23 protein-coding genes, 2 tRNA genes and 1 other RNA gene are annotated in these 26,016 nt (G+C 59.3%); 7 read left to right on the top strand and 19 right to left on the bottom strand.

What is annotated here, in order from left to right; translation table 11 throughout:
* Complete coding sequence (locus KF814_15745) at window positions 1–465, bottom strand: hypothetical protein (protein ID MBX3237600.1); 465 nt, start codon at window positions 463–465, stop codon at window positions 1–3.
* A 130-nt stretch (window positions 466–595) separates the two neighbouring features.
* Window positions 596–1,072, bottom strand: a complete 477-nt coding sequence (locus KF814_15740) for a hypothetical protein (protein ID MBX3237599.1) — start codon at window positions 1,070–1,072, stop codon at window positions 596–598.
* A gap of 65 nt (window positions 1,073–1,137) precedes the next feature.
* Here KF814_15740 and KF814_15735 point away from each other — a divergent pair, with 65 nt between their 5' ends.
* The 3 genes from KF814_15735 to KF814_15725 all read left to right on the top strand — a co-directional run bounded on the left by KF814_15735 (window position 1,138) and on the right by KF814_15725 (window position 4,167).
* Window positions 1,138–2,355, top strand: coding sequence for an aminopeptidase P family protein (locus KF814_15735; GenBank protein MBX3237598.1), 1,218 nt, complete (start codon window positions 1,138–1,140; stop codon window positions 2,353–2,355).
* A gap of 143 nt (window positions 2,356–2,498) precedes the next feature.
* The gene (tatA, locus tag KF814_15730) at window positions 2,499–3,356 is read left to right on the top strand and encodes a twin-arginine translocase TatA/TatE family subunit (protein MBX3237597.1); all 858 of its coding nucleotides are present in this window, start codon (window positions 2,499–2,501) and stop codon (window positions 3,354–3,356) included.
* A gap of 13 nt (window positions 3,357–3,369) precedes the next feature.
* The gene (locus tag KF814_15725) at window positions 3,370–4,167 is read left to right on the top strand and encodes a HEAT repeat domain-containing protein (protein MBX3237596.1); all 798 of its coding nucleotides are present in this window, start codon (window positions 3,370–3,372) and stop codon (window positions 4,165–4,167) included.
* On the opposite strand, the gene KF814_15720 is transcribed toward KF814_15725, so the two are convergent.
* The 6 genes from KF814_15720 to KF814_15695 all read right to left on the bottom strand — a co-directional run bounded on the left by KF814_15720 (window position 4,142) and on the right by KF814_15695 (window position 8,949).
* Window positions 4,142–4,660, bottom strand: a complete 519-nt coding sequence (locus KF814_15720) for a PilZ domain-containing protein (protein MBX3237595.1) — start codon at window positions 4,658–4,660, stop codon at window positions 4,142–4,144. The two genes, KF814_15725 and KF814_15720, sit on opposite strands and share 26 nt — an antisense overlap.
* Window positions 4,661–4,728: 68 nt before the next feature.
* On the bottom strand, window positions 4,729–5,247 hold the full coding sequence (locus KF814_15715; protein MBX3237594.1) for a PilZ domain-containing protein: 519 nt from the start codon (window positions 5,245–5,247) through the stop codon (window positions 4,729–4,731).
* Between the two features lie 200 nt (window positions 5,248–5,447).
* Window positions 5,448–6,704 carry an ATP-dependent Clp protease ATP-binding subunit ClpX gene (clpX, locus tag KF814_15710; protein ID MBX3237593.1) on the bottom strand — a complete coding sequence of 419 codons (1,257 nt, stop codon included), beginning with the start codon at window positions 6,702–6,704 and terminating at the stop codon, window positions 5,448–5,450.
* A gap of 25 nt (window positions 6,705–6,729) precedes the next feature.
* Window positions 6,730–7,365 (bottom strand): ATP-dependent Clp endopeptidase proteolytic subunit ClpP, encoded by a 636-nt coding sequence (clpP, locus tag KF814_15705; GenBank protein ID MBX3237592.1) that lies wholly within the window; start codon window positions 7,363–7,365, stop codon window positions 6,730–6,732.
* A 117-nt stretch (window positions 7,366–7,482) separates the two neighbouring features.
* Window positions 7,483–8,805: a trigger factor gene (tig, locus tag KF814_15700; GenBank protein MBX3237591.1), complete on the bottom strand. Its 1,323-nt coding sequence runs from the start codon at window positions 8,803–8,805 to the stop codon at window positions 7,483–7,485.
* A 61-nt stretch (window positions 8,806–8,866) separates the two neighbouring features.
* Window positions 8,867–8,949: transfer RNA gene (locus KF814_15695), tRNA-Leu, on the bottom strand.
* Window positions 8,950–9,277: 328 nt separating this feature from the next.
* Here KF814_15695 and KF814_15690 point away from each other — a divergent pair.
* Window positions 9,278–10,354, top strand: a complete 1,077-nt coding sequence (locus KF814_15690) for a HEAT repeat domain-containing protein (GenBank protein ID MBX3237590.1) — start codon at window positions 9,278–9,280, stop codon at window positions 10,352–10,354.
* Window positions 10,355–10,578: 224 nt separating this feature from the next.
* A complete protein-coding gene (locus KF814_15685; protein ID MBX3237589.1) occupies window positions 10,579–11,823 on the top strand; it encodes an ABC transporter substrate-binding protein in 1,245 nt (414 codons plus the stop codon).
* A gap of 26 nt (window positions 11,824–11,849) precedes the next feature.
* Here the strand turns inward: KF814_15685 and KF814_15680 are convergent, their stop codons facing one another.
* The 11 genes from KF814_15680 to KF814_15630 form a co-directional block, all read right to left on the bottom strand.
* Complete coding sequence (locus tag KF814_15680; GenBank protein MBX3237588.1) at window positions 11,850–13,406, bottom strand: OmpA family protein; 1,557 nt, start codon at window positions 13,404–13,406, stop codon at window positions 11,850–11,852.
* 216 nt (window positions 13,407–13,622) lie between these two features.
* Window positions 13,623–14,906 (bottom strand): OmpA family protein, encoded by a 1,284-nt coding sequence (locus KF814_15675; protein ID MBX3237587.1) that lies wholly within the window; start codon window positions 14,904–14,906, stop codon window positions 13,623–13,625.
* A gap of 63 nt (window positions 14,907–14,969) precedes the next feature.
* Complete coding sequence (gene mscL / locus KF814_15670) at window positions 14,970–15,395, bottom strand: large conductance mechanosensitive channel protein MscL (GenBank protein ID MBX3237586.1); 426 nt, start codon at window positions 15,393–15,395, stop codon at window positions 14,970–14,972.
* Window positions 15,396–15,445: 50 nt separating this feature from the next.
* The gene (locus tag KF814_15665) at window positions 15,446–16,570 is read right to left on the bottom strand and encodes a DUF481 domain-containing protein (protein MBX3237585.1); all 1,125 of its coding nucleotides are present in this window, start codon (window positions 16,568–16,570) and stop codon (window positions 15,446–15,448) included.
* Between the two features lie 288 nt (window positions 16,571–16,858).
* The gene (locus KF814_15660; GenBank protein MBX3237584.1) at window positions 16,859–17,143 is read right to left on the bottom strand and encodes a helix-turn-helix transcriptional regulator; all 285 of its coding nucleotides are present in this window, start codon (window positions 17,141–17,143) and stop codon (window positions 16,859–16,861) included.
* Between the two features lie 240 nt (window positions 17,144–17,383).
* Window positions 17,384–19,180: a sigma-54-dependent Fis family transcriptional regulator gene (locus tag KF814_15655; protein MBX3237583.1), complete on the bottom strand. Its 1,797-nt coding sequence runs from the start codon at window positions 19,178–19,180 to the stop codon at window positions 17,384–17,386.
* Window positions 19,177–19,707, bottom strand: coding sequence for a GTP-binding protein (locus KF814_15650; protein MBX3237582.1), 531 nt, complete (start codon window positions 19,705–19,707; stop codon window positions 19,177–19,179). The genes KF814_15655 and KF814_15650 overlap by 4 nt, the downstream gene beginning before the upstream one ends.
* Window positions 19,708–19,718: 11 nt before the next feature.
* Window positions 19,719–21,449, bottom strand: a complete 1,731-nt coding sequence (locus KF814_15645; protein ID MBX3237581.1) for an OmpA family protein — start codon at window positions 21,447–21,449, stop codon at window positions 19,719–19,721.
* An 86-nt stretch (window positions 21,450–21,535) separates the two neighbouring features.
* Window positions 21,536–22,141: a hypothetical protein gene (locus tag KF814_15640; protein ID MBX3237580.1), complete on the bottom strand. Its 606-nt coding sequence runs from the start codon at window positions 22,139–22,141 to the stop codon at window positions 21,536–21,538.
* Window positions 22,142–22,268: 127 nt separating this feature from the next.
* The gene (locus KF814_15635; GenBank protein MBX3237579.1) at window positions 22,269–23,069 is read right to left on the bottom strand and encodes a mechanosensitive ion channel; all 801 of its coding nucleotides are present in this window, start codon (window positions 23,067–23,069) and stop codon (window positions 22,269–22,271) included.
* Window positions 23,070–23,082: 13 nt separating this feature from the next.
* Window positions 23,083–25,191 (bottom strand): AsmA family protein, encoded by a 2,109-nt coding sequence (locus KF814_15630; GenBank protein ID MBX3237578.1) that lies wholly within the window; start codon window positions 25,189–25,191, stop codon window positions 23,083–23,085.
* Window positions 25,192–25,397: 206 nt separating this feature from the next.
* Between KF814_15630 and KF814_15625 the strand changes: the two genes are divergently transcribed.
* Window positions 25,398–25,487: transfer RNA gene (locus tag KF814_15625), tRNA-Ser, on the top strand.
* A gap of 378 nt (window positions 25,488–25,865) precedes the next feature.
* Window positions 25,866–25,965: signal recognition particle sRNA small type (gene ffs, locus KF814_15620), an RNA gene on the top strand.
* Window positions 25,966–26,016 lie beyond the last annotated feature (51 nt).

The raw sequence follows: 26,016 nt of genomic DNA, 5'->3' as shown, positions 1-26,016 counted from the left end.
CTATCGGATCGGCTCCAGTGGGAGCGGCGCCGGTTCTTGGACCGGTGCGTCAGAGGCGTCCTTCGATGAATCGCCCGGGACGCCGAGGAACCGGATCGGCTTATCGCCTCTCAGGTGATCGGGAGTGATGATGTAGGTGCCGTACATGCTGGGGATCCAAATGCTCTTGGCCGTCTGTTCGCTTCCACCGGAGAATGCATAGGCCAGACCCCCTACGACGCCTCCACCCAGTGCAAAGGCGGCCTTGAACGGGAAGTAGAGAATCGTCGCCAGGGCCGAGCCGGCTTGGATGCCGACACCCGAGGGCGAGCTGTCCGCCGATGACGCCGTCGTGTTGCCGGTTTCCTGCGCGGAGAGCGGGGCCACGAAGAGGGCTGAACAGAAAGTCATGATGATCGTGAGAATGACGAGCTGGGTGCAGAGGCGGCGCGTCGTCCGGGCGCAGCTGTTTGACAAAACGTTCACGATGGGCCCCTCCTTGATGCTAGTAGTCCGTGTGCTGGATGGGTGATGTGTTGAAATAATGACGCAGTATCGCTCAATTGTAGCCAGTCTCAGCGGTTATAACAAATTCAATCTGGATTTCAAACCCCTCTCAGAGCTCCGTCGCCAGATCGAGCTCCGCGGTCACATAGTCGATGATCGCGGTCGGGCGTTGGCTCGCGAGCAGTTCCAGCTCTTGCCCAAGGCGATCTGCGGCGAGTGTTTGATTCGCTTGCTCCAAGCCTTGTTCCATCGCCAAATCGAGCTTGCACGCGCATAACGCTTGGACGAAGAGATCATCACTGCGGTCCAGAACCGGCTGCCGGTCCTCGGGGCTGATCTTGGTGAGCAGTGTCATGAACCAATCCTGATAACCGATCTGCTGTCTCAGCCGGTCGATCTGATCCTGGGTCACCTCCACTGAGACCTGCACGCCGCCTTTCCAACTCCGCTTCTTCACGTTGAACACACAGTGTGACAGGTCCGGCCGTTCGTCGACCGGGTCGGGCCCGAAAAAAAACGTGACACGAAATGCGTTGGAGTCGGATGCAGGTTGGAGCGTCATGGACAAGGAGTGGGATTGTACCATTCGTGCGTCGGCGAAAACAGCCTGGAGTGGTGGCATCCACGGGCCGAGCGGGATATGATGGGCCTATGGACGACTCACCCCTTCATGCAACCCGCGTGGCGCGGATCCAGGAGGCCATACGGGAGCAGCCGCAGCTCGACGGCTGGTTGTTTTACGACTTTCGACATCTAGATCCGATCGCCTACCGAGTGTTGATGCTTGATTCAACCTTGCATGTGACCCGTCGCTGGTACTATTGGATTCCCGCCTACGGCACTCCGGTAAAACTGCTGCATCGCATCGAGCCGCATGTGCTCGACGCGTTACCCGGCGAAGCGTGGCCTTATGTCTCCTGGAAGGAGCAGCAGAGCGCGCTGGGCTATGTCCTGCAGTCGGCGCGGCGTATCGCCATGCAGTATTCCCCGATGAATGCGATCCCGTACTTGTCGCGTGTCGATGCGGGAACGCTCGAACTCGTGCGCAGTTATGACGTCGAGGTAGTGTCTTCCGCGGATCTCGTCCAGCGCTTTGAAGCGGTTTGGGATGCCGATCAACTGGCCTCCCATCGTGTGGCTGCCGAAGGGTTGCGGGCGATTGTAGACGAGGCCTTTGCTTTCGTTGGCTCGGCGCTTGCTCGGCAGGCCCCATTGACGGAATACGATCTTCAGCAATTCATCCTGTCACGGATGGCTGCCCGTGGTTTGCACACCTCCAGCCCGCCGATCGCTGCCGTAAATGCCCATAGCGCAGATCCTCATTATGGTCCGACGGCCGAGGGTTCTTCCCCCATCAGGCCGGGAGATCTCGTGCTAATTGATTTGTGGGCCAAACAAACGACGCAGGGGTCGGTGTATGCAGACATCACCTGGACCGGCTATGTGGGCGAACGCATTCCCCCACGCCAGGAAGAGGTCTTCCAGATCGTGCGACAAGCACGGGACGCCGCATTGAGTTTTGTCCAGGAACGGGTGAGGAGTGGAAGTTTCCCATTCGGGTGGGAAGCGGACGATGTGTGCCGAGAGGTGATTCAGTCTGCCGGCTACGGCGAGCGGTTTGTACATCGCACCGGACATTCCATCGGCGAAGAGGTACACGGCAATGGGGCTAACATCGACAACCTCGAGACGCAGGATGGCCGTCGTCTCTTACCGAACACCTGTTTCTCGATTGAACCGGGGATCTACCTTCCAGGGGAATTCGGTATTCGCAGCGAGTTGGATGTGTATCTGTCACCAAATGACGCGGTTGTCTATGGGCAACCTCTCCAAACGACCATCGTTCCCATACCGATTCCTGCGCGCTAGTCTCTGGCTCCAGTCCCTATTCCTTCAACGCTTCTTGCTTTCTTGACAGGCAACTTGTCGGGCGGCTAACGTGATACTTTGGGCCACGGATGCGACGGTTGTCAGGGTCGGCGGTCCCTTTTTACCGAGAGAGGGTATATACAATGTTTGGCACCATGGGATTTTCCGAACTGATCATCATCTTGGTCATTGTCTTGATCATTTTTGGCGCAGGAAAGCTTCCCCAGATCGGAGAAGGAGTTGGGAAGGCGCTCAGAGGATTCAAGAAGGAAGTGAACGATATTCCGCCGCCCGAGGCTGCCGCCGGCAGCCCTGAGACTTCAGCGGTGCAGGCTCCTGCGGCCGCGACACCTTCGGCTGAACCAGCACCACCCGCTGTTGCTACCCAGGCAGCGATGGCTTCGGCACCTCGGCCGACCCCAACCGCCCCCTATACGCCGGGACCTGAACTCACGCCTGGGACCACGGCAGCACTCATGGCTTCCGCGGCCCCGCAAGGTCCGCAGTCGGCCCAGCCTTACAGGCCCCGTGTCGCAACCGTCGCTCCCGGTCAGGCAGCGCAGGGCTCCGCCGTAGCCCAGGGACATCAACCCCCAACAATGGAAGAACGCATGGCCACCCCTGCTCCAATGGGGCGCGGCCAGTATCCGCCCCTTCCCCCTGGCGCTCAAGCGAAGCCGGCCGCAAAGCGACCCTCCGCCATCGTCAATAAGGACGCCGTTGCTCGTGTGCAGGCGGCACAAGCGGCCATGAAGGCTAAGAATGCGGCGCCGACGTCCACGGGTGTGTCTCCAAACGACATGCAGAGTCTCGGGGAGGGGCTAGGCGATGCCTTGAGAACGTTCCGCCAGGCTGTTGCGGACGTCCGAGGCTCTGTCGATCCTGAAATGCGCACGATTCAAGCAGAAATCGACGCGGCACAAAAGGAACTGGAGCAATCCATCGAGGCTGCGAAACAGGCTCCCGCGATGGATGAACCTCCTCCCGCCAAACCTGTCTGAGTGGATATTCCCCATGACGGCTGCTCTGGATGGTTCGGCGGGTACCCTCCGTCCTTTCTGGGCTCGTGCCGCCATCGCCATCTGTGTCGGCACCCTCTCAGCTTGCTACGTCGACACTCCGCCTTCGCCTCTTGACGCCGTAGCCACTCGAATGATCGCCCTTCTTCAGGACCCCACGGCGGATGTGCGTCGAACCGCCGCCGAAGCGCTGGGGAAACTGGGATCGCCTGTGGCTGGACCGGCATTGACCGGTGCCCTGAGAGATAAAGATCCTCGGGTGCGTGAGGCGGTTGCTTTGGCGTTGGGACGGGTTGGGGCCAAGGGGGCCGCGGCCGCCCTGGTTGTGGGCCTTGATGACCCCCAGTCCAACGTGTCGGCGGCGAGTGCATTGGCGTTGGGGGAACTGGAGCTCGGGCGCGACCGGCAACGCGACATGTTGAAGGTGTTGGCGAGTGGCCGAACTTCAAGTCGGACGGCGGCGAGCCATGCACTGCTTGGACAGAGCGCGCCCCAGTACTCTCCTGTGCTGGTGGCGGCTCTGAATGACTCCGATGCTTCGGTGAGGCAAGGCGCCGCGGCGACGCTCGGGGAAACGGGTGATCCCCGCGCAGTCACGCCGCTTGCAGAGTTGATGGAACGGGATTCGGATGCCGGGGTGCGGGCGGAATGTGCCTATCGTCTCGGGAAACTTGGAGATCCGAAGGTGTTAGCGAATCTGCAGCGGGTTGCCGCACGCGATGCGAATTCGAATGTGCGGCGCTGGGCGGAATGGGCCGTCGAGTTTTCTATGCCACGGCCCGGGAACGATTGAGGGCGTTGACCAGTTCGACCAAGCGCTGCTGTGCCTGCTGATCGATGTCGGTAAATTGAACGCCCATTCCAGGGAAGAGAAGGTACCGCTCGGGTTTTGACCGGGTCCAGGCCACCTTCGCACGTGCCGTGAACTTCTCACCGGGTCTGTCAGGAAGGGCAAATTCGAGGCTGAGTTCGGTGCCTTGGGCAAGCGGCGTACTGCTTTCAATAAATAGCCCGCCCCCTCCAATTCCACCCGTCAGGCTATCAAACTTCTTGCCGTCGTGCGTGACGCAATGCACCTTGATTGCCAAGGGGGCCCGTGGGTGTGCCCGGCTATGTGCGAATCTGGCATCTTCATCCACGGAAAGGATGCGTTCGATCAATGTGCCCCATCCCAAGGTTCCCATCCGCTGGCCCCGCTCGTTAAAGAGCGTGAGCGTTTCCTGGTCGCAATCGATTTCAATGGTCTTGCCCTGGTGCTCACGCGTGGCAGTAACCGGAAATTTCATCGCGATTTAGTTCCTGAAGGCGTCGAGGGTGTGTTGCGTACCCGTCGCGTGGTACGTGGCGAGGGTTCCTATGCGGCCGGCGGTACACCCTTGACCGAGTGCACCAAGCTCAGCACGCGATTTCTGGTTTCCGGGGCGATATCGGTAAACCGAACGCCCATGCCTGGGCTGAACGTGTATTGATCGGCCTTGGGGCATACCCAGGCGACCACGCCTTTCGCCGAGAGCCACTCAGTGGGGCTCTCAGGTAATGTAAATTCCATCGACAGTTTGATGCCAACCGACAGGGGGCTTGAACTTTCTATAAACAATCCGCCGCCGCCGATTCCTCCGGCACGGCTTTCAAACTGGTGACCTTCGGGGGTGTTGTACTTGACGCGTATGGACAGCGAGATGCGTGGCTCCGAGCGTGCGTCTCGCGGCTGCTGGGGTTTTCGGTAGGCGAGAATCTGGTCGACGACGAAGTCCCATGCGAGGCTCCCCATCGGTTCTCCGTTAATGCCAACCAGCGTAATGGTCTCCCGCGAGGCATCGATCTCTATGGTTTTGCCCTTGTGTCGGTTGCTGGAAACAACGGGGAATTTCACAGACATCGTCCTTAGGTAAAGTTCTAGGGTATCCCGTCCTTGCTGGAAGTATACCGCAGGATTGTCGATTGTCGACTAAAACAGAGTTTTAGGCTTGGTAGGGGGGAGGGGGACGGGTCTAGGAGAAAACAAGGAGGGGGCCGAAGCCCCCTCCTCTCCGACATATGTGCGGTCCTGCCTTCTCGAGACCGGGTTCGAGGCTAGGCGCTCTTAACGTCCTTATCATGCTCGAAGATGCGGATCGGCGCGTGTTTGCCGCTAATGGCATCCTCGGTGATCAGGACTTCCTTGATTTGCTTTTGGGACGGGGCGTCGTACATCACGTCCAGCATCACTTCTTCCAGAATCGCACGGAGCCCGCGGGCTCCGGTTTTCTGGGTGAACGCCCTGCGAGCAATGGCGCCCAAAGCCCCTTCCGTGAACCGCAGCTTCACCTTCTCGAAAGACAAGAGCTTTTCGTACTGTTTCGTGAGGGCATTCCTCGGCTCAGTCAAGATCTTGATCAGGGCCTTCTCGTCCAATTCATCCAGGGTCGCAGTCACAGGTAATCGCCCGATGAACTCCGGGATAAGCCCGTATCGGAGAAGGTCCTCCGGCTGGACGTGTGGGAGGAGTTCTCCCAGCCTGATATCATTCTTGCCCCTGACTTCCGCACCGAACCCCATTGATTTGCGGTTCAGCCGTTGCTCGATGATATGCTCCAACCCGACGAAGGCTCCGCCGCAGATGAACAAAATATTAGCGGTGTTCACCTGGATGAATTCCTGATGGGGATGCTTACGACCACCCTGTGGAGGAACGTTCGCAACCGTCCCCTCTATCAGCTTCAGCAGTGCCTGCTGGACCCCTTCACCGGACACATCGCGCGTGATGGAGGGGCTGTCGCTCTTTCTGCTGATCTTGTCGATTTCATCGATGTAGACGATCCCCCGCTCCGCCCGCTCGACATCGTAGTCCGCTGCTTGCAGCAGTTTGAGAATGATATTCTCGACGTCCTCGCCGACGTAGCCGGCTTCCGTCAAGGTGGTAGCATCCGCCAGCGTAAAGGGGACATCCAAGAACTTGGCAAGCGTTTGGGCCAAAAGAGTCTTGCCGGTCCCAGTCGGACCGATCATCAAGATGTTGCCCTTCTGGAGTTCAACATCGTCGACGTCCTTTTCCTTGGCCGAGATACGCTTGTAGTGATTATGGACTGCCACCGATAGGATGCGTTTGGCGCGATCCTGTCCGACGACGTATTGGTCCAGGTGGTGCTTGATCTCAGCAGGCTTCTTGAGTTTAGACGAGATCTCCTCTTTGGCCTCTTCCCAATCCTCCGCAATGATGTCATTGCAGAGATTGACGCACTCGTCGCAGATATACACTGTCGGCCCGGCAATCAGCTTGCGGACTTCGTCGCGGCTCTTCCCGCAGAACGAACACCTCAGATGCCGGTCGATCTTCTCCTGCTTAGCCATGCTGCCTCCTGTACTCCAAGGTCAACTAGCTCTTTCCACCGTCTTTGCCAGATTCCGACTGCCCCGCCCCTTTGAGACTCTTGAGCGGCCTTGTGATCACTTCATCAATGAGCCCGTACCGTTTGGCCTCTTCCGCCGACATGAAATAGTCACGTTCAGTATCCTGGGAAATCTTGTCGAGCGGCTGTCCGGTGTGTTTGGCCATGATCTCGTTGAGGCGTTCGCGAATCTTGAGGATCTCGCGCGCATGGATGTCGATCTCCGTGGCCTGCCCCTGAAAACCGCCCATCGGTTGGTGAATCATGACTCGGGCGTTCGGCAGGGCGAAACGCTTGCCTTTGGTGCCTGCGGTCAGGAGGAATGCCCCCATGCTAGCGGCCTGTCCGAGGCAGATGGTCGTAATGGGCGCCTTGACGTATTGCATCGTGTCGTAGATCCCAAGGCCTGCTGTCACACTCCCGCCGGGGGAATTGATATAGAGGTTAATGTCCTTTTCAGGATCCTCAGCCTCCAAAAACAACAGCTGCGCGATGATCAAATTTGCGAAAACGTCATCGATCGGGGCACCAAGGAAAATGATGCGATCTTTGAGCAGTCGCGAATAGATATCGTAAGCACGTTCACCGCGGTTGGTTTGTTCGACGACAATCGGAACTAGCATTCAGCCAAGTCCTTTCCGCTAAAGGCCCAGTGCGAGCACGTGTTTCAGTCTACATGGTCGCTACAGTGAACGTCGACGGCACCATTGTGGACTCGACGTTGACGATCCATACAAATTTTACCCTTGGATCATGGCGTGGCGATATACGAAGTCCAGCGCCTTGTCCGCCAGAATTCTGGACTTGAGGTCATCAATCGAGTCCCGTCCTCCCGCCTGAATCATGCGGGTAATTTCCTCGACTGAGAGTTTCACTTCGGCGGCCAGACGAGAAATCTCTGCATTGAAATCTTCGTTCGTGACGGAGAGCCCTTCTTTCTCTGCGATGGCTTCCAGAACCAAACTGACCTTCACGCGGCGTTCGGCCTCCGGACGATAGTCAGTCTGAAGCTTAGTGATTTCTTCGGTTCGGGACGACGCGGTGGGATCCGTCGGCTCATCGGCCTGACGCTGCCGGCTCTGGAGTTGCTGCCGCACCATGGCGGAGAGTTCGCGCTCCACGAGGGTTTCCGGGAGGTCGAAGTGGTGTGTCTCGGAGAGTCGCTTCAAGATCGTATCTTTGTATGATTCCTCGACGTCTCTTGCAAGGGCGCGCTCGATTTCCGTGCGCAACTTGGTGCGAATCTCATCCAATGATTGGTATGGGCCGCAGTCTTTGGCGAACTCGTCGTCAAGTTTGGGAAGTTGTTTCTGCTTGATCGACTTCACGGTGCAGGTGAACGTCACCGTCTTTCCAGCCACACGCGCGTCTGGGTGGGTCGGAGGATAGGCCTGGGGGATGGTGATCGTCTCGCCCTGCTTCTTGCCCAGCAGGTGTGGTTCGATATCGATCCCGAGGACCGCGGCCTTTGAGCCTACCTTGTGTAGATGGCCTTCCTTCTTAGTTCCTTCAAGCGGCTGGCCATCGAGAGTACCGGTGATGTCGAGGACCGCGTAGTCCCCTTCGGATAGTGCAGCAGTCTCGGGTGCCGGATGCAACTGCGCCATCTGTTCCCGCAGCACATCGAGCGCCTTCTGCACTTGTTCGTCGCTGACCGTTCGCTCATCCTTCTTGAGGGAGATCGGATTCGGTGCTTTGTAGTCCCGCAGCTCGAATGTAGGTTTGATCTCTACGGTTGCAGTAAACGTAAAGGGCGTATCTTTCTTGATCTTGACCCGCTCGAGCGGAGGAATTTCAACCAGCACCGGAACGATCCCTGCTTGACGGACGGCGCGATCATAATAGTCTGGAACCAGGCTGCGGATGACATCTTCTTCAACAGACTTGGCGTAGCGTTGTTCGAGGAGATGCAACGGCGCCTTGCCAGGCCGGAACCCCGGAATTCGGACTTGTCGGTTCAGCTCGGAATAGGCAGTTTTGAATCGCAGATTGACTTCGTCGGCGGGCACTTCAATTTTTAGAGCCCGTTTCATCGGGCCAAGCTCTGTCACTTCCATCTTCATGTTGAGATCGAACCCTCCGGATACCGAGTGAGATTATGGATGCTGTGAGATCTTCGGGAAATGGTGCGAGAGGGGGGACTTGAACCCCCACGGTTGCCCACGAGATCCTAAGTCTCGCGCGTCTGCCAGTTCCGCCACTCTCGCACGACGCTGAGCATCGCGTATCCGGATGCCTTACCAGCTGCCTGCGTGTGGAAAGACCCGTTAGATAATGGCATTTTGTACCGTCGAATGAGCATACCTGTCAACCCATACACAGGTGGGGCACCGTCTCAATTCCAGCATTTGAGACGGCTATAGACGGGTACCTCCTCGCCGATGGGCGTTGCGGGTTGGCGCGTGTGCGGTGACGGGACATTCCGATTGGCAAATGGGTGGAGTGGCACTAACTGAGAGGATATAATAGATAGATGGGCGGGGGACCCGCCACGCAGCACCGTCCGGCGTACTGGTGAACCTGGAGGGACTGGCGATGAAGCGGCTATCAAGTCTTGCGGCGAGTGCGGCCATCCTGTTCGGCGCCATAACCGGTGCCTGGGCCTATCGTGACTACTTCACCGAAGAGCAAAAAGCCCAACTCAGCCGAATTCAGACCGTGCTCGTGGAGGCCCTGGTGTTGTCCGAGAAGGGGCCAGGCGATCCGCGTGAGTTTGCCGACGTCATCGCGCGCCGGCTATCCAGCCTGGGCTATACCGTCGTAACCGATTCAGCTAAGCCCCATGATGTGGTCTTCCGTGTGAAATGTGAGCAACGGAAGACGTGGGAAGGTACGGCTTCTTCCGGGGGAGACAATGATCTCCCCGATGCACCGTCCCGTTTGTGGAAGGGGCCTGCTTGTCAGCTGACCTATGCCTTGGGCGGGATGAAGGTCCGATGGCAGAAGGAGGTCCGCACCGACTTCGAGGATGCAGGGAAAGCGGCGCAGGTGGCCCAGGCTGGAGACGCAGCTCCCTATGCGATGGCTGCGCTGCGCGAGGGGCTCGAGAAGTATGAATTTCCCCTGTTACTGGCGGCTGAATGGGGACAGCCGGACCGGTTACTCAAGGTGCTGGATTCTTCCGACACATCACAGGCCCGAAAGCTGAAAGTTATTGCCCTTCTCGGTGAGATGCAAGCTGATACCGCTCTGCCGAAACTGCGGGAAGCGCTGCAGGATCGCGATTTGGCTAACCAGGCCTTGGTCGCCATGGGAAACATGGGGAAGGATGGCGTTCCCTTGCTTGTCGAAATGCTGGATTCAGCTCCGCAGATCGAACTTCAAGCGGCGGCGGCTAAGGGGCTCGGGCAGTTGGGTGGAATACATGGCGATGCGTCAGTCGTGTTGCCGCTGCTCGCGAAGCTGCAGGACCCCAAGACCGATTGGGCCGTGTTGACGGAGGTGGCGTGGGCCCTCGGCAAGATCCCCGACAAGCGGTCTATTCAGCCGCTATACGACCTCGACAAGAAACTTCAGGCAATCAGGGATCCTGATAATATGGCCCTCAAGCGACTAAAAGAGGCAGTATTTTGGGCTATTAAGCAATGTGATACGTGGGACCAATACAGTTAATCGTGTGTTGTCCCCTTCTTGATCCAACCTGCACGGCTTTGCCTGCCTAGACTCCTGTCGGTGTCAGTATTGGTTGTTGGAATTCCCAGCCAGCGTTCCCCCAGCCGCTCTGTCTACCGTTTGACCGGTATGGACGTCGGTGCTACAAGTCTCTCCGACGCAGCTGTACCAAAAAGGCAGCAGCAGGGCGTCAGGATTATCACGATAATAATGTGGAGAAACCCATGAAAACCATGTCGCGCCGACAATTCTTGCGCCTCTCCGCTGCCACGGGCGGGGCGATGGTGCTGGGAACTCTCTCCCTTCCAGACTTCTGGCGGTTGCGGCCACTAAATCAGGTTCATGCCGCCGAACCGATTAAGATCGGAATCCTCGATCCGCTTTCGAGCCCCTATAAGACTTCCTCGATTCATGATGTCCACGGCGCCAATGTGGCGGTGGATTTGTTCAATAAACGAGGCGGGGTGTTAGGGCGACAAGTCATGATACTTGAGGCCGACGATGCCTCCAACCCACAGGCGGCCGTGAAGGCAGCCATGAAGTTCATCAAGGAAGACCGTGTCGATGTCCTGATGGGCACATTCAACGGGGACGTGGCGTTGGCAGTGTCTGAGATTGCTAAGCAGGAACGGAAATTATTCATGGTCACCGGTTCCTACGTTCCGGACCTGACCGGGGCAAAATGTGAGAGCCATACATTTGTGTTCATGCCGAGTGCCAGAATGCTAGCGCAGGCGGTGGTGCCTCATCTGGTGAAGGCTTATGGAAACAAGTGGTATGCCATTACGGCCGACACATTCGACGGACGGGCCGCCGATCATGCTATGGCGGAGGCGCTCAGAGGGGCTGGGGGAGAAATCATCGGCTCTGCGACGACAACTTTCGGAACGACCGATTTCACCAACGCCATGACGGATGCCAAGAATGCGAAACCGCAGGGGATCCTCCTCAATTTATATGGCTGGGATCTCGTCAACGCGCTCAAGGCCTACAGCAAACTGGAGTTGGCCAAGGAGAAGATAGGAGTCGGAGGCATGATCAGCGGCGAACAGATCGGACGCCCGCTCGGATATGCCAACAACGCCGGAATCTGGGGGCTCATCTGGGATCCCAAGATCAATACGGAGGGTTCCCGTCGATTCATTCAAGGCGTCGTCGAGAAGTACAACCATACCCCGACGTCGCGCTGCTATTTGGGCTATGCCGCGATGACCCAAATCCTAGAAGCGATTCAACGTGCGGGCACGACCGAGGCGAGCGCGCTGATCAAAGCGCTCGATGGGCATGAGTTCGATGGGCTCAAGGAAGGGCGTTCCTATTTCCGTGCGACAGACCATCAGCACGTGCAAGATGTTCTGGTCGGTGAGGCTTTTGGAAAAGAACTTGGACTTGGCCACTACAGGATCCTGGCCACGGTGTCTGGCGAAACGGTGGCGGGTTCTCCTGAAAGCAGTCTCTGCCATCTGTGACCTGAGACAGGTCGGCTCCTTCCGCCTTAGTGCGTGGGCGAGGAGTCGGCGTTGGATAGTGCCGCAACATGGTGACCGTCGGGCGTTTGGCGGTCTTGGGTGGCGGAACCGGTCATTGCCGATGGGGCGATGACGAGTTCCACGCGCCGATTTTTCTGGCGTCCTTCCTCGGTCTTGTTTGTGGCGATCGGATGAGAATCGGCCAGCCCCATGGCCTTTGTCGAATCGGCCGGTAGACCGCCGGTTATCAGAGCGCGACGCGCATTCTCCGCCCTCGCCCACGAAAGCGCCTTATTGTTTGGAAACGACTTCCGTAGGGTTTTGCTGGGCGGCTGATTATCCGTATGGCCGGCGACCTGCACCAATGCCTCGGGGCGTTGGCCCAGCACGTTGCCGATACGCTTCAGAATCGCGATGCCTTCAGGCTTGAGCGTTACCTCTCCCGGTGAGAACAGCAGGTGTGATGGGAGCGCAACTGTGACTCTCCCTCCCCGTTCCCCGACCAGTACCCCGTCAGGTCCCCCTTCGTTTGCAAGCAGTCTTATCAAGTCAGCCTTCGTTTGACTCAACCCGGTTTGGGGCGAGCGGGCAGCCTGGGTCGTGGATGCTGTGGCGGTAGTACTCGTTGGATTGCGCCCGGGATGAGTCGGGGGCGGACCGGGCTTTCCGTTTCCTTGTCGTGCCATTTCGTTCATCAGCTGCTTGGCTTGCCCCAGCTCGGCATTTCTGGCATTGAGCTGCGACAACAACTTGTCGCGTTCAGCGATCACACCTCGAAGTGACTCCAACTCGCGTGATTTCTCGGCCAATTGTCCCGTAAGGCTAGAGATTTTCACTTTCGATTGCTGCACGTCAGTGGAAAGTCCCTTTGCTTGGATGGCAAGCCGGTCTCGTTCACCGAGGCCGGCCCGCAATGCCGTGAAGGCTTGCTCGCGATCAGCAAGCTGGTGCTCCAGTGCTGCGATGCGCTCTTTCATCTTCTCAAGCGTGGAGGTTGCGGTCTGCAGCTGGGCGACAAGGCTTTCCCGTTCGGCGCCGCTGCTCTTCAGGGCCCGTAGGTCCATTTCATGCGTGGCCGTGCGCGTTTCCAGTTCCGATACTCGACGGCGTGCCGCCTCCAGCTCGGTGATCGCGTTCACCTGGGTGCGAACGGCCGCCAATTCCTGGTCGCGCGCAGCGAGCTGTTGCTCTAGTGTGGCGTGCCGCTGACGGGCGGTATCGAGGGACGCAGTCACGGCGACGAGCTGCGCAGCTTGCTTGTCCCGTTCCGGAATCAACTTGCGAAGGTCCGCCAGTTCGGCTTCTTTGGCGGCCAACAGTTCATCGTAAGATTTTCCGACCGGCCGACCGCTTTGGTCAGCCAACATACTTTCCAGTTCCCCGATGCGGTCATGGAACTCACCGAGCGTGACAAGCAATTGCTCGCGTTCCTCCTGCAGGGCCATCAGTTTGAGATCCGTAGCTGAACGAGCGACGGGCCGCTCCTGCGGCACGGGCATTCCCGTGCTCTGTGTGGATGCAGGACCGGCGCTGCAGCCGGCGGTCATGATGCAGAGTAAAGGAAACCATCCAAGGCGATTCATGAGACCTCCCAATGAAAACGGACATAGCTAGAATGTCCCGGGAAGGGATTGTCGCCGGTAAAGAGTGCCAGGCACGAAGAGCGGCAGCAGCAGAAGAGAAGACGCAACCCGTCAAACGACATGGCCACAGGAACTCACAGTCGTCGCGACCGGGAAAGCGCTGTTACTGTAGCGCTTTCCCGGTTGGGCTTGCAAGTCTGACCGGGGGGAAGTGAATTACTGTTTGACCACGATTTCGACGCGTCGGTTCCGTTGGCGGCCTTCGACGGTTGAATTAGAGGCGATCGGGCGGCTGTCGGCATGCCCCATCGCATCGATGCGGTCGACGGTCATCCCGCCCTCGATCAATGCCTGACGCGCACTTTCTGCCCGAGCTTGTGAGAGTTCTTGGTTGGTCGGGAATTTCTTGGCCAATGCGCCTCTGATTGGCACATTGTCCGTGTGGCCTGCCACGTGGATCGAACGGTCCGGGTATTGTTTGAGCACTCCGCCGATACGCTTCAAGACATCCATGCCCCCGGGCTTGAGGCTCGATTCTCCGGAATCAAACAGCAGCGTCGTGGCCAGGCCGAGCGTCAATTGGTCTCCCAACTGTTTCATCGTGACATTGCCTTTAGCCACCTCAGCCTGCAGGAGCTTCGAGAGGTCATCCTTCGCCTGGGCTAGGGTCGTGCGCTGTTGGTCGAGGGCGCCCTTCAGGCCGGCCATTTCCTGGTCGCGTCGGGAGAGCTCGCCCTCCAGATCGGAGGACCGCTGTCGAGCCGCGGCGAGGTCTGCGGTCACGCGATCCCGGTCGGCGGCTGCGCCCTTGAGCGCAGCTAACTCCTGGTCCTTTGCCATCAGCTGTCGCTCCAGCTCCGCGACGCGCTGCTTGGCCTGCGCCAGCTCGGAGGATAACCGATTCCGGTCTTCTGCACCGGTTTTCAATGCGGCCAACTCCTGTTGTTTCGTCGACAACTGGCCCTGCAGGGCTGCGAGCTGTTGCGCCGTTCGGTTGCTATCCGCTGCCTGCCCACGCAGACCGCCGAGTTCCTGGTCTTTGGACGACAGTTGCTGTTCAAGGTCAGCGATGCGGCCGGTCAGTCGGTCTTTTTCGCCGGTCAGTCGGTCTTTTTCGCTGGCCAGTCGGTCTTTTTCGCTGGCCAGTCGGTCTTTTTCGCTGGTCAGTCGGTCTTTTTCGCTGGTCAGTCGGTCCCGCTCACTCGAGAGAGACTGCAGGGAGGAGATTTCCTGGTCCTTGCGACGGAGCTGATCCTCCAGGGAGGACACCTGCCCGGCAGTTCCACGCAAGCGATCGATTTCACTCTGGCGATCCGACAATGCGCGTTCCAGTTCCGCAATGCGCCCGTCGCGAGGATCCGGCTTGGGTGGGATGGGGCGCGGGCTGGCCTTCATTTCGTTTAACGCGCGACTCGCGGAATCGTTCGGGGCCGTACCCGTCGCACAGCCTGCGACGGTCACGGCGATCAGAGCCCAATATGCGAGATGCCGGTACTTCATAACTTCCTCCTCCTATCCACCAATGAGCGGTAGGGCCAGTTGCGCCTGCGCCGCCCGGATGGATCAGTGACGCTGTCCTTTCAAAATATCGCGAATCTCGGTCAACAGCACTTCCTGTTTTGGGGGCGCCGCCGGCGGCGCCGGGGGAACTTCCTTCTTAAATCGATTCATCTGTTTTACGACCATGAAGATCACGAAGGCCAAGATGGCAAAGTCCAGCATCGTTTGGAGGAAGACACCGTAATTGATCGTTGCGGCGCCGGCCGCTTTCGCGGCGGCCAGGGATTTGCCCTTGGCTTCTTCCGACAGCGGAATGAACAGGCTGGAGAAGTCGACTTTCCCCATGAGCAGCCCGATGGGCGGCATGAGGATGTCGCTGACCAATGAGGACACGATCTTTCCAAACGCGCCGCCAATGATGACGCCGACTGCCATGTCGAGCACATTGCCCTTCATGGCAAATTCTTTGAATTCCTGCATCATACCCATGGTGCCCCCTCCTTTTGTGGACTTCTGTGAGCTGCTGTGTGCCTAGGCTCCTATTGCTTGCGGCTCGTATCAAAGCTGTAGCCCAGGGTGACCAGGTAAAGATTGTCGGTGTCGGATACGCCGACCGGGGGATTCTTGTTGTAGCGAACGGTCCACTGAAAGCCGCTGACGAGTCCACCGATGATCTTGAAGCGCACGCCGGTGTCTGCCGTGACGTAAAGGTCTTTCGTGTTGGCGAACGATTGAAAGCCTTCTTGGAAATGGTACAGCGTCACCTGATCGCCGCCCCAGAGCGGCCAATTCCATTTTGCCGCCCAACGGCCGCGCGTGCTGCTTCGGTCGTCCGCCACTCGAAAGTCTTCGTTGAAATAGGCGGCGCCGGCTTCTACCCAGAGCGTCATGCCCTTGAAGATGCCGGAGGAGATGTCGCCGGTATCCAAGAGCTGATAACCGGGGCCGGTTGAGAGTGAGGTACGTAGCTTCAGGTCCTGAAACGTATCCTGTTCGAAGTAGGCGGAAGCAAACCAGTACAGCCGCTTGGTCAAGAAGAAGTCCAGTTTGATGGTGCCGCGGCCGTTGCGGACAATCAGTCGTCCCGCGTCATCGCCGTAGACATAGCGCCCAAGGATGGTCAGTCGCAGTGATTCGCTCCTAGCCGACAGGTCTCCCAAGAGGCTGGCGTTGCGCAGGTGGCTGTTGCCGGTGCTCTGAGAAAACCCAGCTTGCAGCGCACCGGTGTAGATGACCGCCGGCTGATTGACTCCCAAGACTGCATCGAGAGGGACGGTCATGGGTGTGCCGGTTGGTGCTGCCGTAAGCAGCATCGTGCCGGGGTCACCTGGTTGCACGGTGCCCACGACCGTCGTGCCTTCTTTCAGCGAAAAGGGAATGGGTCGATTGACCACGATCTTGGCGACGTTCGGCCATAGGATCTTGACCACGTCGTTGCCGGCTGTCGGTCCAAAGCCCGTTTTCACATGCAGTTCACCGGCGATCATCCCAAGGACTTGGCCGTAGATTACGCTGCCGTCCTTCAGGGTGACTGCATCAAGCGCCGGTGCCGCTTGCGGCACGTCGGCGGTCGCAGCCGGTTCATCGGCGAAGGCTGCGGTTTGCAGCAAAATGGCCAGCACGATGCCAAGGATCTGAAGAATCTGAAGGGAGGGTCGTCTCATTCGATGCTCCTCATGTTAGGCCTGGCTGCCGATCGCATATGAACTGAAAACTCGCGCGTTCTATAAAATATTCTTCGTAGGAGGTCAATACCAAAGCGCTGTGTCGATTCCGGCACAGCGCAGTTACTCTGCCTGCGGAAGGCGTGGCAATCCTCGCAATCGGCCGCCTGGAGCGGGATTTCCCATGCATACGTAAATGCTCGGTGGTAAGTGTCGGTCTGGTGGCCTGCGTGCCAGTGCGTGAGATCGATGGCGGCATGATTCACAATGCGACAGTGCGGGAGGGGGCTATCTCGATGCGGCGTCCCGTTCTAGCTCTGTGCCGGGCCCGGCGGATGGAGGCATACGTAACATGCCTTGCAGCAGCGCCTCGCGGAGCAACTGCGCGGTGTTGCCGGCACGGAATTTTCTCATGAGATTGGCGCGGTGCGATTCGACTGTCTTGGCGGCGATGCCCAAGCGGCCGGCGATTTCCTGATTGGTAAGTCCCGCCCAAATCAGATCGAGAATTTGCCGTTCTCGTGCCGTCGGTCGTTCGGGGCGTTCCTGTGCGATCGGGATCAACCTCTCCATCTTGTCTCCTATTCTTTTTGCTGAGGCCCTAGGACTGTGCCTTTCGTGACTGTCCCTACGATGATGACCGTAGATCAAATGTCGTGCCGAAGGCGCGGGCGGACAGGTGCGTGAGTTTTCAATCAGTTATAAGCATGCGGTGGTGGGGCTTGCGGAGCGACCGGGTACATGAGACAGCAGGCTGTCTCATCGTTGTCTCACTGAGACAGCGATGGTGCCGTAGGGATGGAGGCGTAGAGCCTAGTCTTGCGGGAAACCGAGTTCCGAGAGACGACGATAGAAGGTGGCGCGGCTCATTCCAAGTTGGCGCGCCGCTTCTGTCCGGTTGCCGTTGGTGCGGAGAAGGGTGGCCTCAATACGGCCACGCAGGTTTACGTTCGAGCCGATGGCCGAAGAGGAGAGACCGATACCTTCGGTACGAATCTCGGGTGGAAGGTCCGCCAGATCGATCCCAGAAGTGCGGCAGTGTATCACTGCGCAGTCGATGGCGCTTTTCAACTCACGGATATTGCCGGGCCAATCATATTCCAGGAGCCGTGCAATGGCCGCCGGCGTCGCGTGTTGCACCGGCTTGCCCATCGCCGCACGGGCATCGCCGAGGAACTTGGTCACCAGCAACGGGATGTCTTCTTTTCGATCGCGTAGCGCGGGCAGGTGAATCCGGGCGACGCGGATGCGATACAGCAAGTCCGCACGGAAACTGCCTTTGGCGACATCGTGGGCCAGATCATGGTGCGTGGCGGCCAGCACCCGTACGTTCACTTTTCGAGGACGGGATTCCCCCAGCCGAGTAACTTCTTTTTCCTGCAAAACGCGAAGCAGGCTTGTCTGGACGTGAGGGGGAATGTCTCCGATCTCATCCAGGAACAGCGTCCCTCCGTGGGCGGCTTCGAATAGGCCCTGATGGTCGTCGATCGCTCCCGTAAACGCACCCCGCTTATGCCCGAAGAGTTGGCTGCCGAGGAGCGAGTCGGTCAAGCCGGCGCAGTTGGCGGCGATGAAGGGACCTTCGTTCCTGGGGCTCGACGCGTGGAGGGCTCGGGCCACCAGCTCCTTGCCGGTGCCGGTTTCACCTTCGATCAGCACGGTGGATTCCACGCGCGCCAGGTCCTGAATCTTCTGGTAGATTCGGAGCATCCCGGAGCTTCTGCCGATCAGGTCGTAAAATCGTGCCTTCTCATCGAGGAGCGAACGCAAGTGGTGGACCTCACTCCGGTCATGCAGGCAGACCATTTTCGTGCGCGCATCTCGCGGGTCGTTATGAACATCGATGTCGAGCCACAGACGGGTGCCTTTTTGGGTTTCGACCCCACAAGAGAGACGAGCTGGATCCGGGACGGCCATGCCCTCAAGCAATGTGTGGAGCGTGAGGCGATCCGGCTTGGCCAGTCGAAGGAGGGAATTCCATGGCGCGTTACGAGGTGGCGGGTTCGGCAGCTCAAGGAGACGAGCGGCCGCGCTGCTCAAGAAGCGCACTTTGCCATCCTGGTCGATCAGCGCGATGGCGAGACTGAATTGCTGCAAGATCGTCAAGACGTCGTTGCGAACCTGTTCAGTCTCCTCCAGTCTGGCGGAGAGGGCGCGTTGGCTTCGGTGTTGTCCGCGCCGTTCCGTTTCCTGGCTCAACATCTGGGTGCGTGCGGCCTGCAGGAAGTTGTGCCGGCGCTCGAATTCAGCCCCGCACTCGCGAAGCAGCAGAAGATTTCGCCCGGCCGATCTCAGCGCCGTGGCTTCCAGGTGCCATGGTCGACCGGAGGCGTCCTCCTCGGTCCACAATCCTGAGTCGAGAACCGCCCCGTCTTCCAGGCGCCAGATGTCGGCCGCATCGGTTAGGAAGTTATGGAGAACTGGCAGATTCTCACCGATCGTGAACGGCTGGTCCCGCGCGGCGGCCGGATAGACCGTCGCGAGCCAAGCCGGCGGTTCGCCGAGCAGCCGGAACCGACCCTCGGCCGTCGGCTCCATTACGGCGACGTTGAGAGACTTCACCAGCCCGGCGAGCAACGCCGTGTGCGGCACCGAGGTGGTGGAGTTCATGGTGCTTTCGGGGCGGAGGTATTCGCCCTATCGCTCCGAATGAGCGATTCAGTCAGCAGCTGGAAAGCCTGTTCCACCCCCTCACCAGTCTTGGCGCTGGTGGTGACGAGTCGCCAGCCCGGCCGCACGAGCTCGTCGAGCTCTTCCTGTGTGACTTCCCATTCGTCCACCAAGTCCGCCTTATTGGCCAGCACGATGAACGGTACCGATCCCAATGCATCCTCGGCCATGCGCTGAAGTTGCCGCGCCACATTCAGCGTGGTTCTGCGCGTGCCGTCCAACACCAGGAGGTAGGCCGAGGCTCCACGCAAATATGAGAGCCGGAGCTTCTGGTAATCGTCTTCGCCGTAGAGGTCCCACAGGATTAGATTGACCGAGTGGCCGTCGACCGTCTGGGTTTTCTTGTCGACCTTGACCCCGATAGTGGTGTGGTACTGATCCGAAAATTGACTGGTGACGAAACGGCGGACGAGGCTCGTTTTCCCCACCGCAAAGGCGCCCAGCATGCAAACTTTGGCATCAGTTATCGGCATGGGCCTCAAGGGGTGGGCTCGATGGAGACCTGAAAGGACACACGCCGCTCTCGGGCACCAATCGGTGTCGTGGCAGCTTGCTCTGTTGATCCGGCGGTGCCGAGGCCCGTGGCTTGGAGCGTAATCCGCTCATAGTCTCCCGGACGGAGCGCCTCCCGGACCGTGCGAGCCCGTAACTGACTGAGTCGCCGGTTGTAGTCGGTGGTGCCAAGGGCATCCGATTGCCCGACGATCGAGACTGACACGGTGTGGTTCGAGATCCGGGCGAGGGAGTCGAGACGGCGCAAGATCTCCGAGAGACGTCCTATTTCGTCCAGCTGCTGAGGGGAGAGAATCCTGCCGCCCCCAACCTCGAAGAGGATGCGCGTGTCCCGTAAGTCTTGAGCAAGTCCGGTGATGGAGCCGCTCACGAGCGGGCCGTCGTCGTAGGCCATCAACCCCGGGATCACTGGCGCAAGCGATCGGCTGCGTTGGATCCACTCGATCGGAGCCGAGCCCGCTGCGACCAGCCGCGATTCTTCTAAGGTGAAACGAACTGTCGGTGGCGGCTGTAAAAGATGGCGAGTCCGTTTCAGAATAAGTGCGGGATCCAACGCATAGAAGGGGCTCCAGGTTTGGATAACGCGATCAGCGGCCAGTCCCGATTCGGCAAGGAGCGGCAGGGGGTCGGCAGCCAGGGGATCGCGCAGCCCTCTCAAAGTGAAACGTCCCGATTCGGAGTCTGTGGCGGTGACGATCAGCCCAGGCTCCGCTGCGAGTCGGTCGAGGTAGGAATGCCACTGTTCTCGTTCGCGATAGGAAGAGAGCCCCCACAGCGCTCCCGCGACGACGATTCCGGCGAGGAGCATCCATACCAACGGGGAGGTCCGGCGCGCCCGCTGGTCAAAGCGCGCGTGCAAGCATTCTTCGAGGAGAGGCTTCGTGCTGCTGAAGGGGGTGACATCCCCTGCGAAGGTCGAGAGCGGCTCCATCCGGTCAACGTGAATCCGATCGAGGGTATCTTGCAGGGTGCTGTGCAGTGTCTCAGGGGGAGTTCCGCGTATAACCGCTGCGAGCATCGCCGAAGGTCCTTGTTCGATCCAGACCGTAAGTTCGCCCACACGCAATGTGTTGAGCGATTGCTCCGGGTCCGTTCCGAAAGAATCCTGCACGAAACTTCGGATGGCCGACAACATGCCGGAGACGAGGGTGTGGTCCTGCAGAGCGGCGCTGTCGCCGCCAACATGGGCGAGGAGGAGGCCGGAATCCTTATGGATCAGAAAGATCTGTTCCACTCGGTACAGCAGGGTGTGCAGGAGGACGATCTCGGCGAAGGGCTTGCCAGTTCGATAGGCTTCCAACCGCCAACGCAGGCTTCGGATCGACAGGCTGTGCTCGATCGTCTGATTGAGCGATTGGACCATGCCGCGCAGGGCGTTGGCGATGGCCTGCCGGATGGCCGGCATCATGATCGGGGCGATAGCGTCTACGATCATCTGCGGGCGTTTGCGGACCGACACGCCCAGTGCGTCTGAGACGTGCGGCGTGAGCGCATGGGACAAATGCGTGTCGTGCGTACCTCGGAGTTCAATGGCGTCGGGGAGGATACGGCTGAGGTTGCGCGCGTTGAGATCGAGGCGCTGAACCTGTTCCTGCAGAGCTTCGAGGCGGGACTGTTCTGGCGCTAACAGCAAATTGCGCAGTTCGGAGTATTCATTCGGCTCGGAGCCTGTTCGCTCTCTAGTCGGGCGTGCCATGGTGCCTTCGCAAATTCTGTCGGGGTGGACCAGCCACGCGACCTCGCCGGGCCGCCCGCCCGGCTGCCGCCGCTCTCTCGTTGCGTCTAGCGTTGCGCGGCGCGGCGATCATCCGAGAGCTTGATTGAGAGTTCCTGAAACAACGCTGCGAGCGAGGCTCGGTCGGTTTTCTGGGCGGACAGCCGCTCGACGGCCGATTCCATCGTCGCCGACAGTTCCGTGTGCCGTTGGACAAAGGACTCTTTGAGCGCGTTGGCCTCGGCCTGCAATTCCTGCCGGATTTGCGAATCGGCCTGCTCGCCTCGCTCCTGGAGGGAAGCGGCACTAACGCGGAGGGCCTCGGCGAGGTTTTGCAGATCCGCCGAAACCTGGTGGATGCTGCTCGTTCGACTCTGCTGCTCGCTCTGGAGACGTGCCGTCAGGCCGTCGACCTCGTTTCGGATGTATTGTTCCAGCGCCGTGAACCGTTGTTTCAAATCAGTGCGCAGCTGGGCCGCCTCGGCCAGGAGTTGGGTTTCCAGGCGAGCAAAACGCCGTTCGTGGTCCCGAACCTGCGCGCCGAAAAGTATGTCCCGGATCTTGTCGAGACTCTGGACCTCGGAGGCCGGCTCTCCACCGGAGGGGCCGTCGGCATCCTCGATCAGGTTGTTCTCGGATGTCGGCACGTGACTCAAATCAGCGGATGTGCTCATGGTCAGTCTCCCTGAACGAGAATGTGTCCACCGGAAAGGCTGTAGATGATAACACTAGCCTCTTTGTCGCAACAAGCCAGGGGAGCCTCGGAAATTGGCCGGGGCCGATGGGGGACGAAGGTCTTGGTTAGGGTTGGTTGAGGAGACGTACTTCCTGCTGCGGGAAGGGAATTTCGATGTCGTGCTGCCGAAACGCTTCAAAAATCGCTTGATTGATCTCGGCTTCCGTCGATTCGACATGTGCCACGGGGACCCAGGGGCGTATCGAAATGGTGACGGCGGAATCGGCGAAGCCGCCGACCCCGACCGCAGCGACCGGCTCTTTCAATACGTGAGGGTGCCGGTGAAGGATGTCCCGTACCACGGCCAGTGTTTTCGTGAGATCGGTCCGGTAGGCCACGCCGACAGACAGGTCCAATTGCCTGACGGAGCCGAAGTTGTGGAGAATCTCTCCGACGATCTTGCGGTTTGGAATGACGATGCGAGAGCGGTCCGGATGCATCAGGATAGTGGTGAAAATGTCGATCTTGACCACGTCGCCGTGAACTCCGAGCAGGGCGATATGTTCGCCGACGCGGTACGGCTTGGTGAAAATGATCGAGAGGCCCGCCACCACGTTGCTCAGTACGCCTTGCAACGCGAGGCCGACGCCCAGGCCGGCGACCCCGAGCCCGGCGATCAGCGGTGCGATCTGAAAACCCAACTGATCGAGTGCGATCAGCAGCCCCAAGGCGATGATGATTACCTTGACGAGACGCAGCAGCAGCAGCCGGACGGGCGGCTCGAGGTCTTGACGATCCAGCCATTTTTCGAGGATCGCACCGATCGAGCGGGCTACAAATGCCGCCACCGCGAGAATGACCGCGGCGCCGAGCAGCCGGAATCCATACTGAACGACATACTGCGTCAACAAGTTAGCCACAGACATACGCGCGTGCCTCCTACCGTCCCAACAGACCTTTCAGCAGGTCTTTTCCCTGCTGCTTCAAGTCCTCCGGCTTCGCCTTACCCTTCATGAGGTCGTCGACCGCACCCTTCACCTTCTCCTTGACCTGCTCCTGCACCTTCCCTGCGAACATCTTGGTATCGAGGCCGTAGGCCGGGGCCTGCGTACTTCCGGTAATCAGCAGCGGCAGCGAGAGCCGGCCGCCGGACATCGCGACCTTGGCGATCGGGGAACCGGCTGCGATTTTCTGACTCAAGGCCTGCGACAGGTTTAGGTTGAGTTTGACGTTGAGCGACTGGTCGAGTCCGATCGTTCCGCCGCCGGTCGCCTGAAAGTCATGGCTGTCCATCAGCAGACGCTGCACGTTGATCAACCCCTGTTTTACGGCAAAATCGCTTTCGATCGTCGAGAACGCGGTGGCTTTCACATTGTCCAGGGTAACACCGGCTACCTTGAGCAGGGTCGCGGCCTCCTGCAGGAGATTGATCCCTTCCAGGCGACCGTCCTTCACTGCGATATGGCCCGAACCTTCCAAGGCTTTGACGAGATCCGGCTGTGCGAACCCACGTCCGCTCATCGTCACCTCTCCGGCTGCCGTGCCACTCATCGAAACCTGCTCGGTCCCTAGCGCCAGCAGGGCCGGCCCTAGCTGGAGGCCTTGCAGGGAGACTTTGCCGGAAAATGGTGGCGTTGCCGATCCTATGCCGAGAGTGCCCTGTCCGCGCAGCAGCCCGTTGAAGACCTGCAGTGAGAGGTTCGTGAGCCGCGCGTCGTTTCCCTTCATTTCCGCGGCGACCTGAAGGTCCTTGATCTCCACCGGTTTTTTCACCGGAAGAGTCGCAGGCAAATCGGCGCTGTTGATGAGTTTGGAATTCGCGACGATCTTGGCCAGCCCGCCGATGACCGTACCCTTGGCTTCGATGCGTGACGCGCCCATGGCCAGAGTGAGTCCCAAATCCGTGACGTCGGCCAGTTCGAGCGGCGGAGTACCCTCCTTAGGAGGATACTTCGCCCTGGCGCTCATATGGAGGTCTTTGATCTCGACCGGTTTGCTCAGGGGCAGCGCGACGGGGAGATCAGAGGAATTGATGCTGGCCGAGGCAATGGTCAGGTTGGCCAATCCCTTCGCCGCCGTGCCCTTGATATTGATGGAGGAGCCTCCCATCACCACGGCCATGCCGAGGTCTCGGACGTCCAGCAGTTCCACTGGGGCTGCATCAGGCGGCGCCGGATACACCGTGTGCACGGTCACATGCAGGTCCTTGATCTGAACCGGCTTGGCGAGGGGCACGGCAATAGGTAGATCCGTGGTGTTGATCGAGGCTGATGTTACGGTGGCGTCAATATTACCCCCCACGGCGCTGCCCTTGAGCCCGACCGACAGCTTGCCCGCCCCCAAGTCGAAGGCGAAGGACTTTATATCCAGAGTCTCCACCAGAGGGCCAAACGCGCCGTCTAGCCGGATCGGTAGATTGAGGGGCAGGATCGTCGCCGCCAGGTGAATCGTCGGACTGTCGCCCAGGTGAACCGATTTCAGCAGAAACTCCAGATCGTTGACGACATACTCCGTCGGTTTCGGAGTGGATTCGTCGCGATAGGTCAGTTTTCCGCCGTCGATGGACACGCGATCCACGGCGAGCAAGGCCAGGGCTCGTAAGGGGCTGCCAGCCGGCTGGCTCGGGGGGGCTTCGGGTTTGGTGGGGGCGGGCGTTGTGCTCGTGGCACCGATGGTCGAAACGTTCAACAGCCCCTTTTTGTTCTTGAGTACCGTGATGACGGGATCGCGCAGGGTAATCTCCTCCACCTCCACCTTTCCGCTCAACAACGGCAGCAACTTGACGCCCACGTCGAGTGAAGAAAGGGAAGCGAAGGGACCGCTGCGAAAGGCTGGATCGTCATGAACGGTAAAGCCGCCGACCCTGGCACCGATTCGCGGCCAGATCGTCAACCGGATGTCCTTCAGGTCCACCTTCCGATTCAGCGCTTCTTCAATGAGCGGCCGGTATCGATCCTGATATTTGTTGAGATCGATCAGAAACGGAAGCGAGACGATAAGGACGAGGAGGAGGAGAAGTGCGGCACCGACCCCCGCCAGAATTTTCATCTAAGACCCTCCGTAAGATTCTGCCAAGTATAGGTAGAGAGACAAGAACGGTCAATGAACAGGGAGAATATGGACTTGGAGCCGTATGGAAGCCTGAAAGATATATCGTCCGTCGAGCACGATCTGGTTCCTCACCGGCGGTTGCGCCTCCTTGCCGCTCGAAAACCCGCGTGCTAAGATGCTGCGCTTCGCAGTCGTCCACGAGCGGAGAGGTGCGAGAGTGGACGAATCGACATGCTTGGAAAGCATGCGTCCCGGCAACGGGACCGTGGGTTCGAATCCCACCCTCTCCGCCAAAATGTCGCGACTGGTTCCGGCGTGCGCAGCCTGAGCCAACAGGCAGTTGCCCTGAATCTCCCACGAGGGATTCGAACAAGGGGGCCGCGGGGGAAACATTCCCCCGTGTGGAGAGATACGAGGGGGTTGGCCCCCTCAGTGGGGGCGCGAGCTGGTGGCTCGTGCGAGTTCGAGAATGCCCACCCTCTCGCCAAACAGCCGTGCTCGGTCGGGCTCCTGGCAGGCGGACCCGCTAGACGATGGCCTTGAATGATCGGCGGCTCAGACCGCATAGTTACCTCAAGTGAACGAGTTCCCGTAAGGCGAACGGTAGAAGGAGCCACGTCCGGCGCGACGGAGCCCTTGTATCCTTCCCCTTGAGATTTTTGCAGCATAGGGGCCGGGCCCTGTGCAACAGAACCCTGTGAACCCCGCCAGGTCCGGAAGGAAGCAACGGTAAGCGGATCGTTCTGTGTGCCGCAGGATCACCTGGCCCCGCTTTTCAGATGATGGCTCTCGTGAAGCGTCATCCGTGAAGCGCCCGACTCT

This window comes from Nitrospiraceae bacterium, assembly GCA_019637075.1.
Classification (GTDB): Bacteria; Nitrospirota; Nitrospiria; order Nitrospirales; family Nitrospiraceae; genus JAHBWI01.
This window is presented reverse-complemented; position numbering and strand designations above follow the sequence as displayed.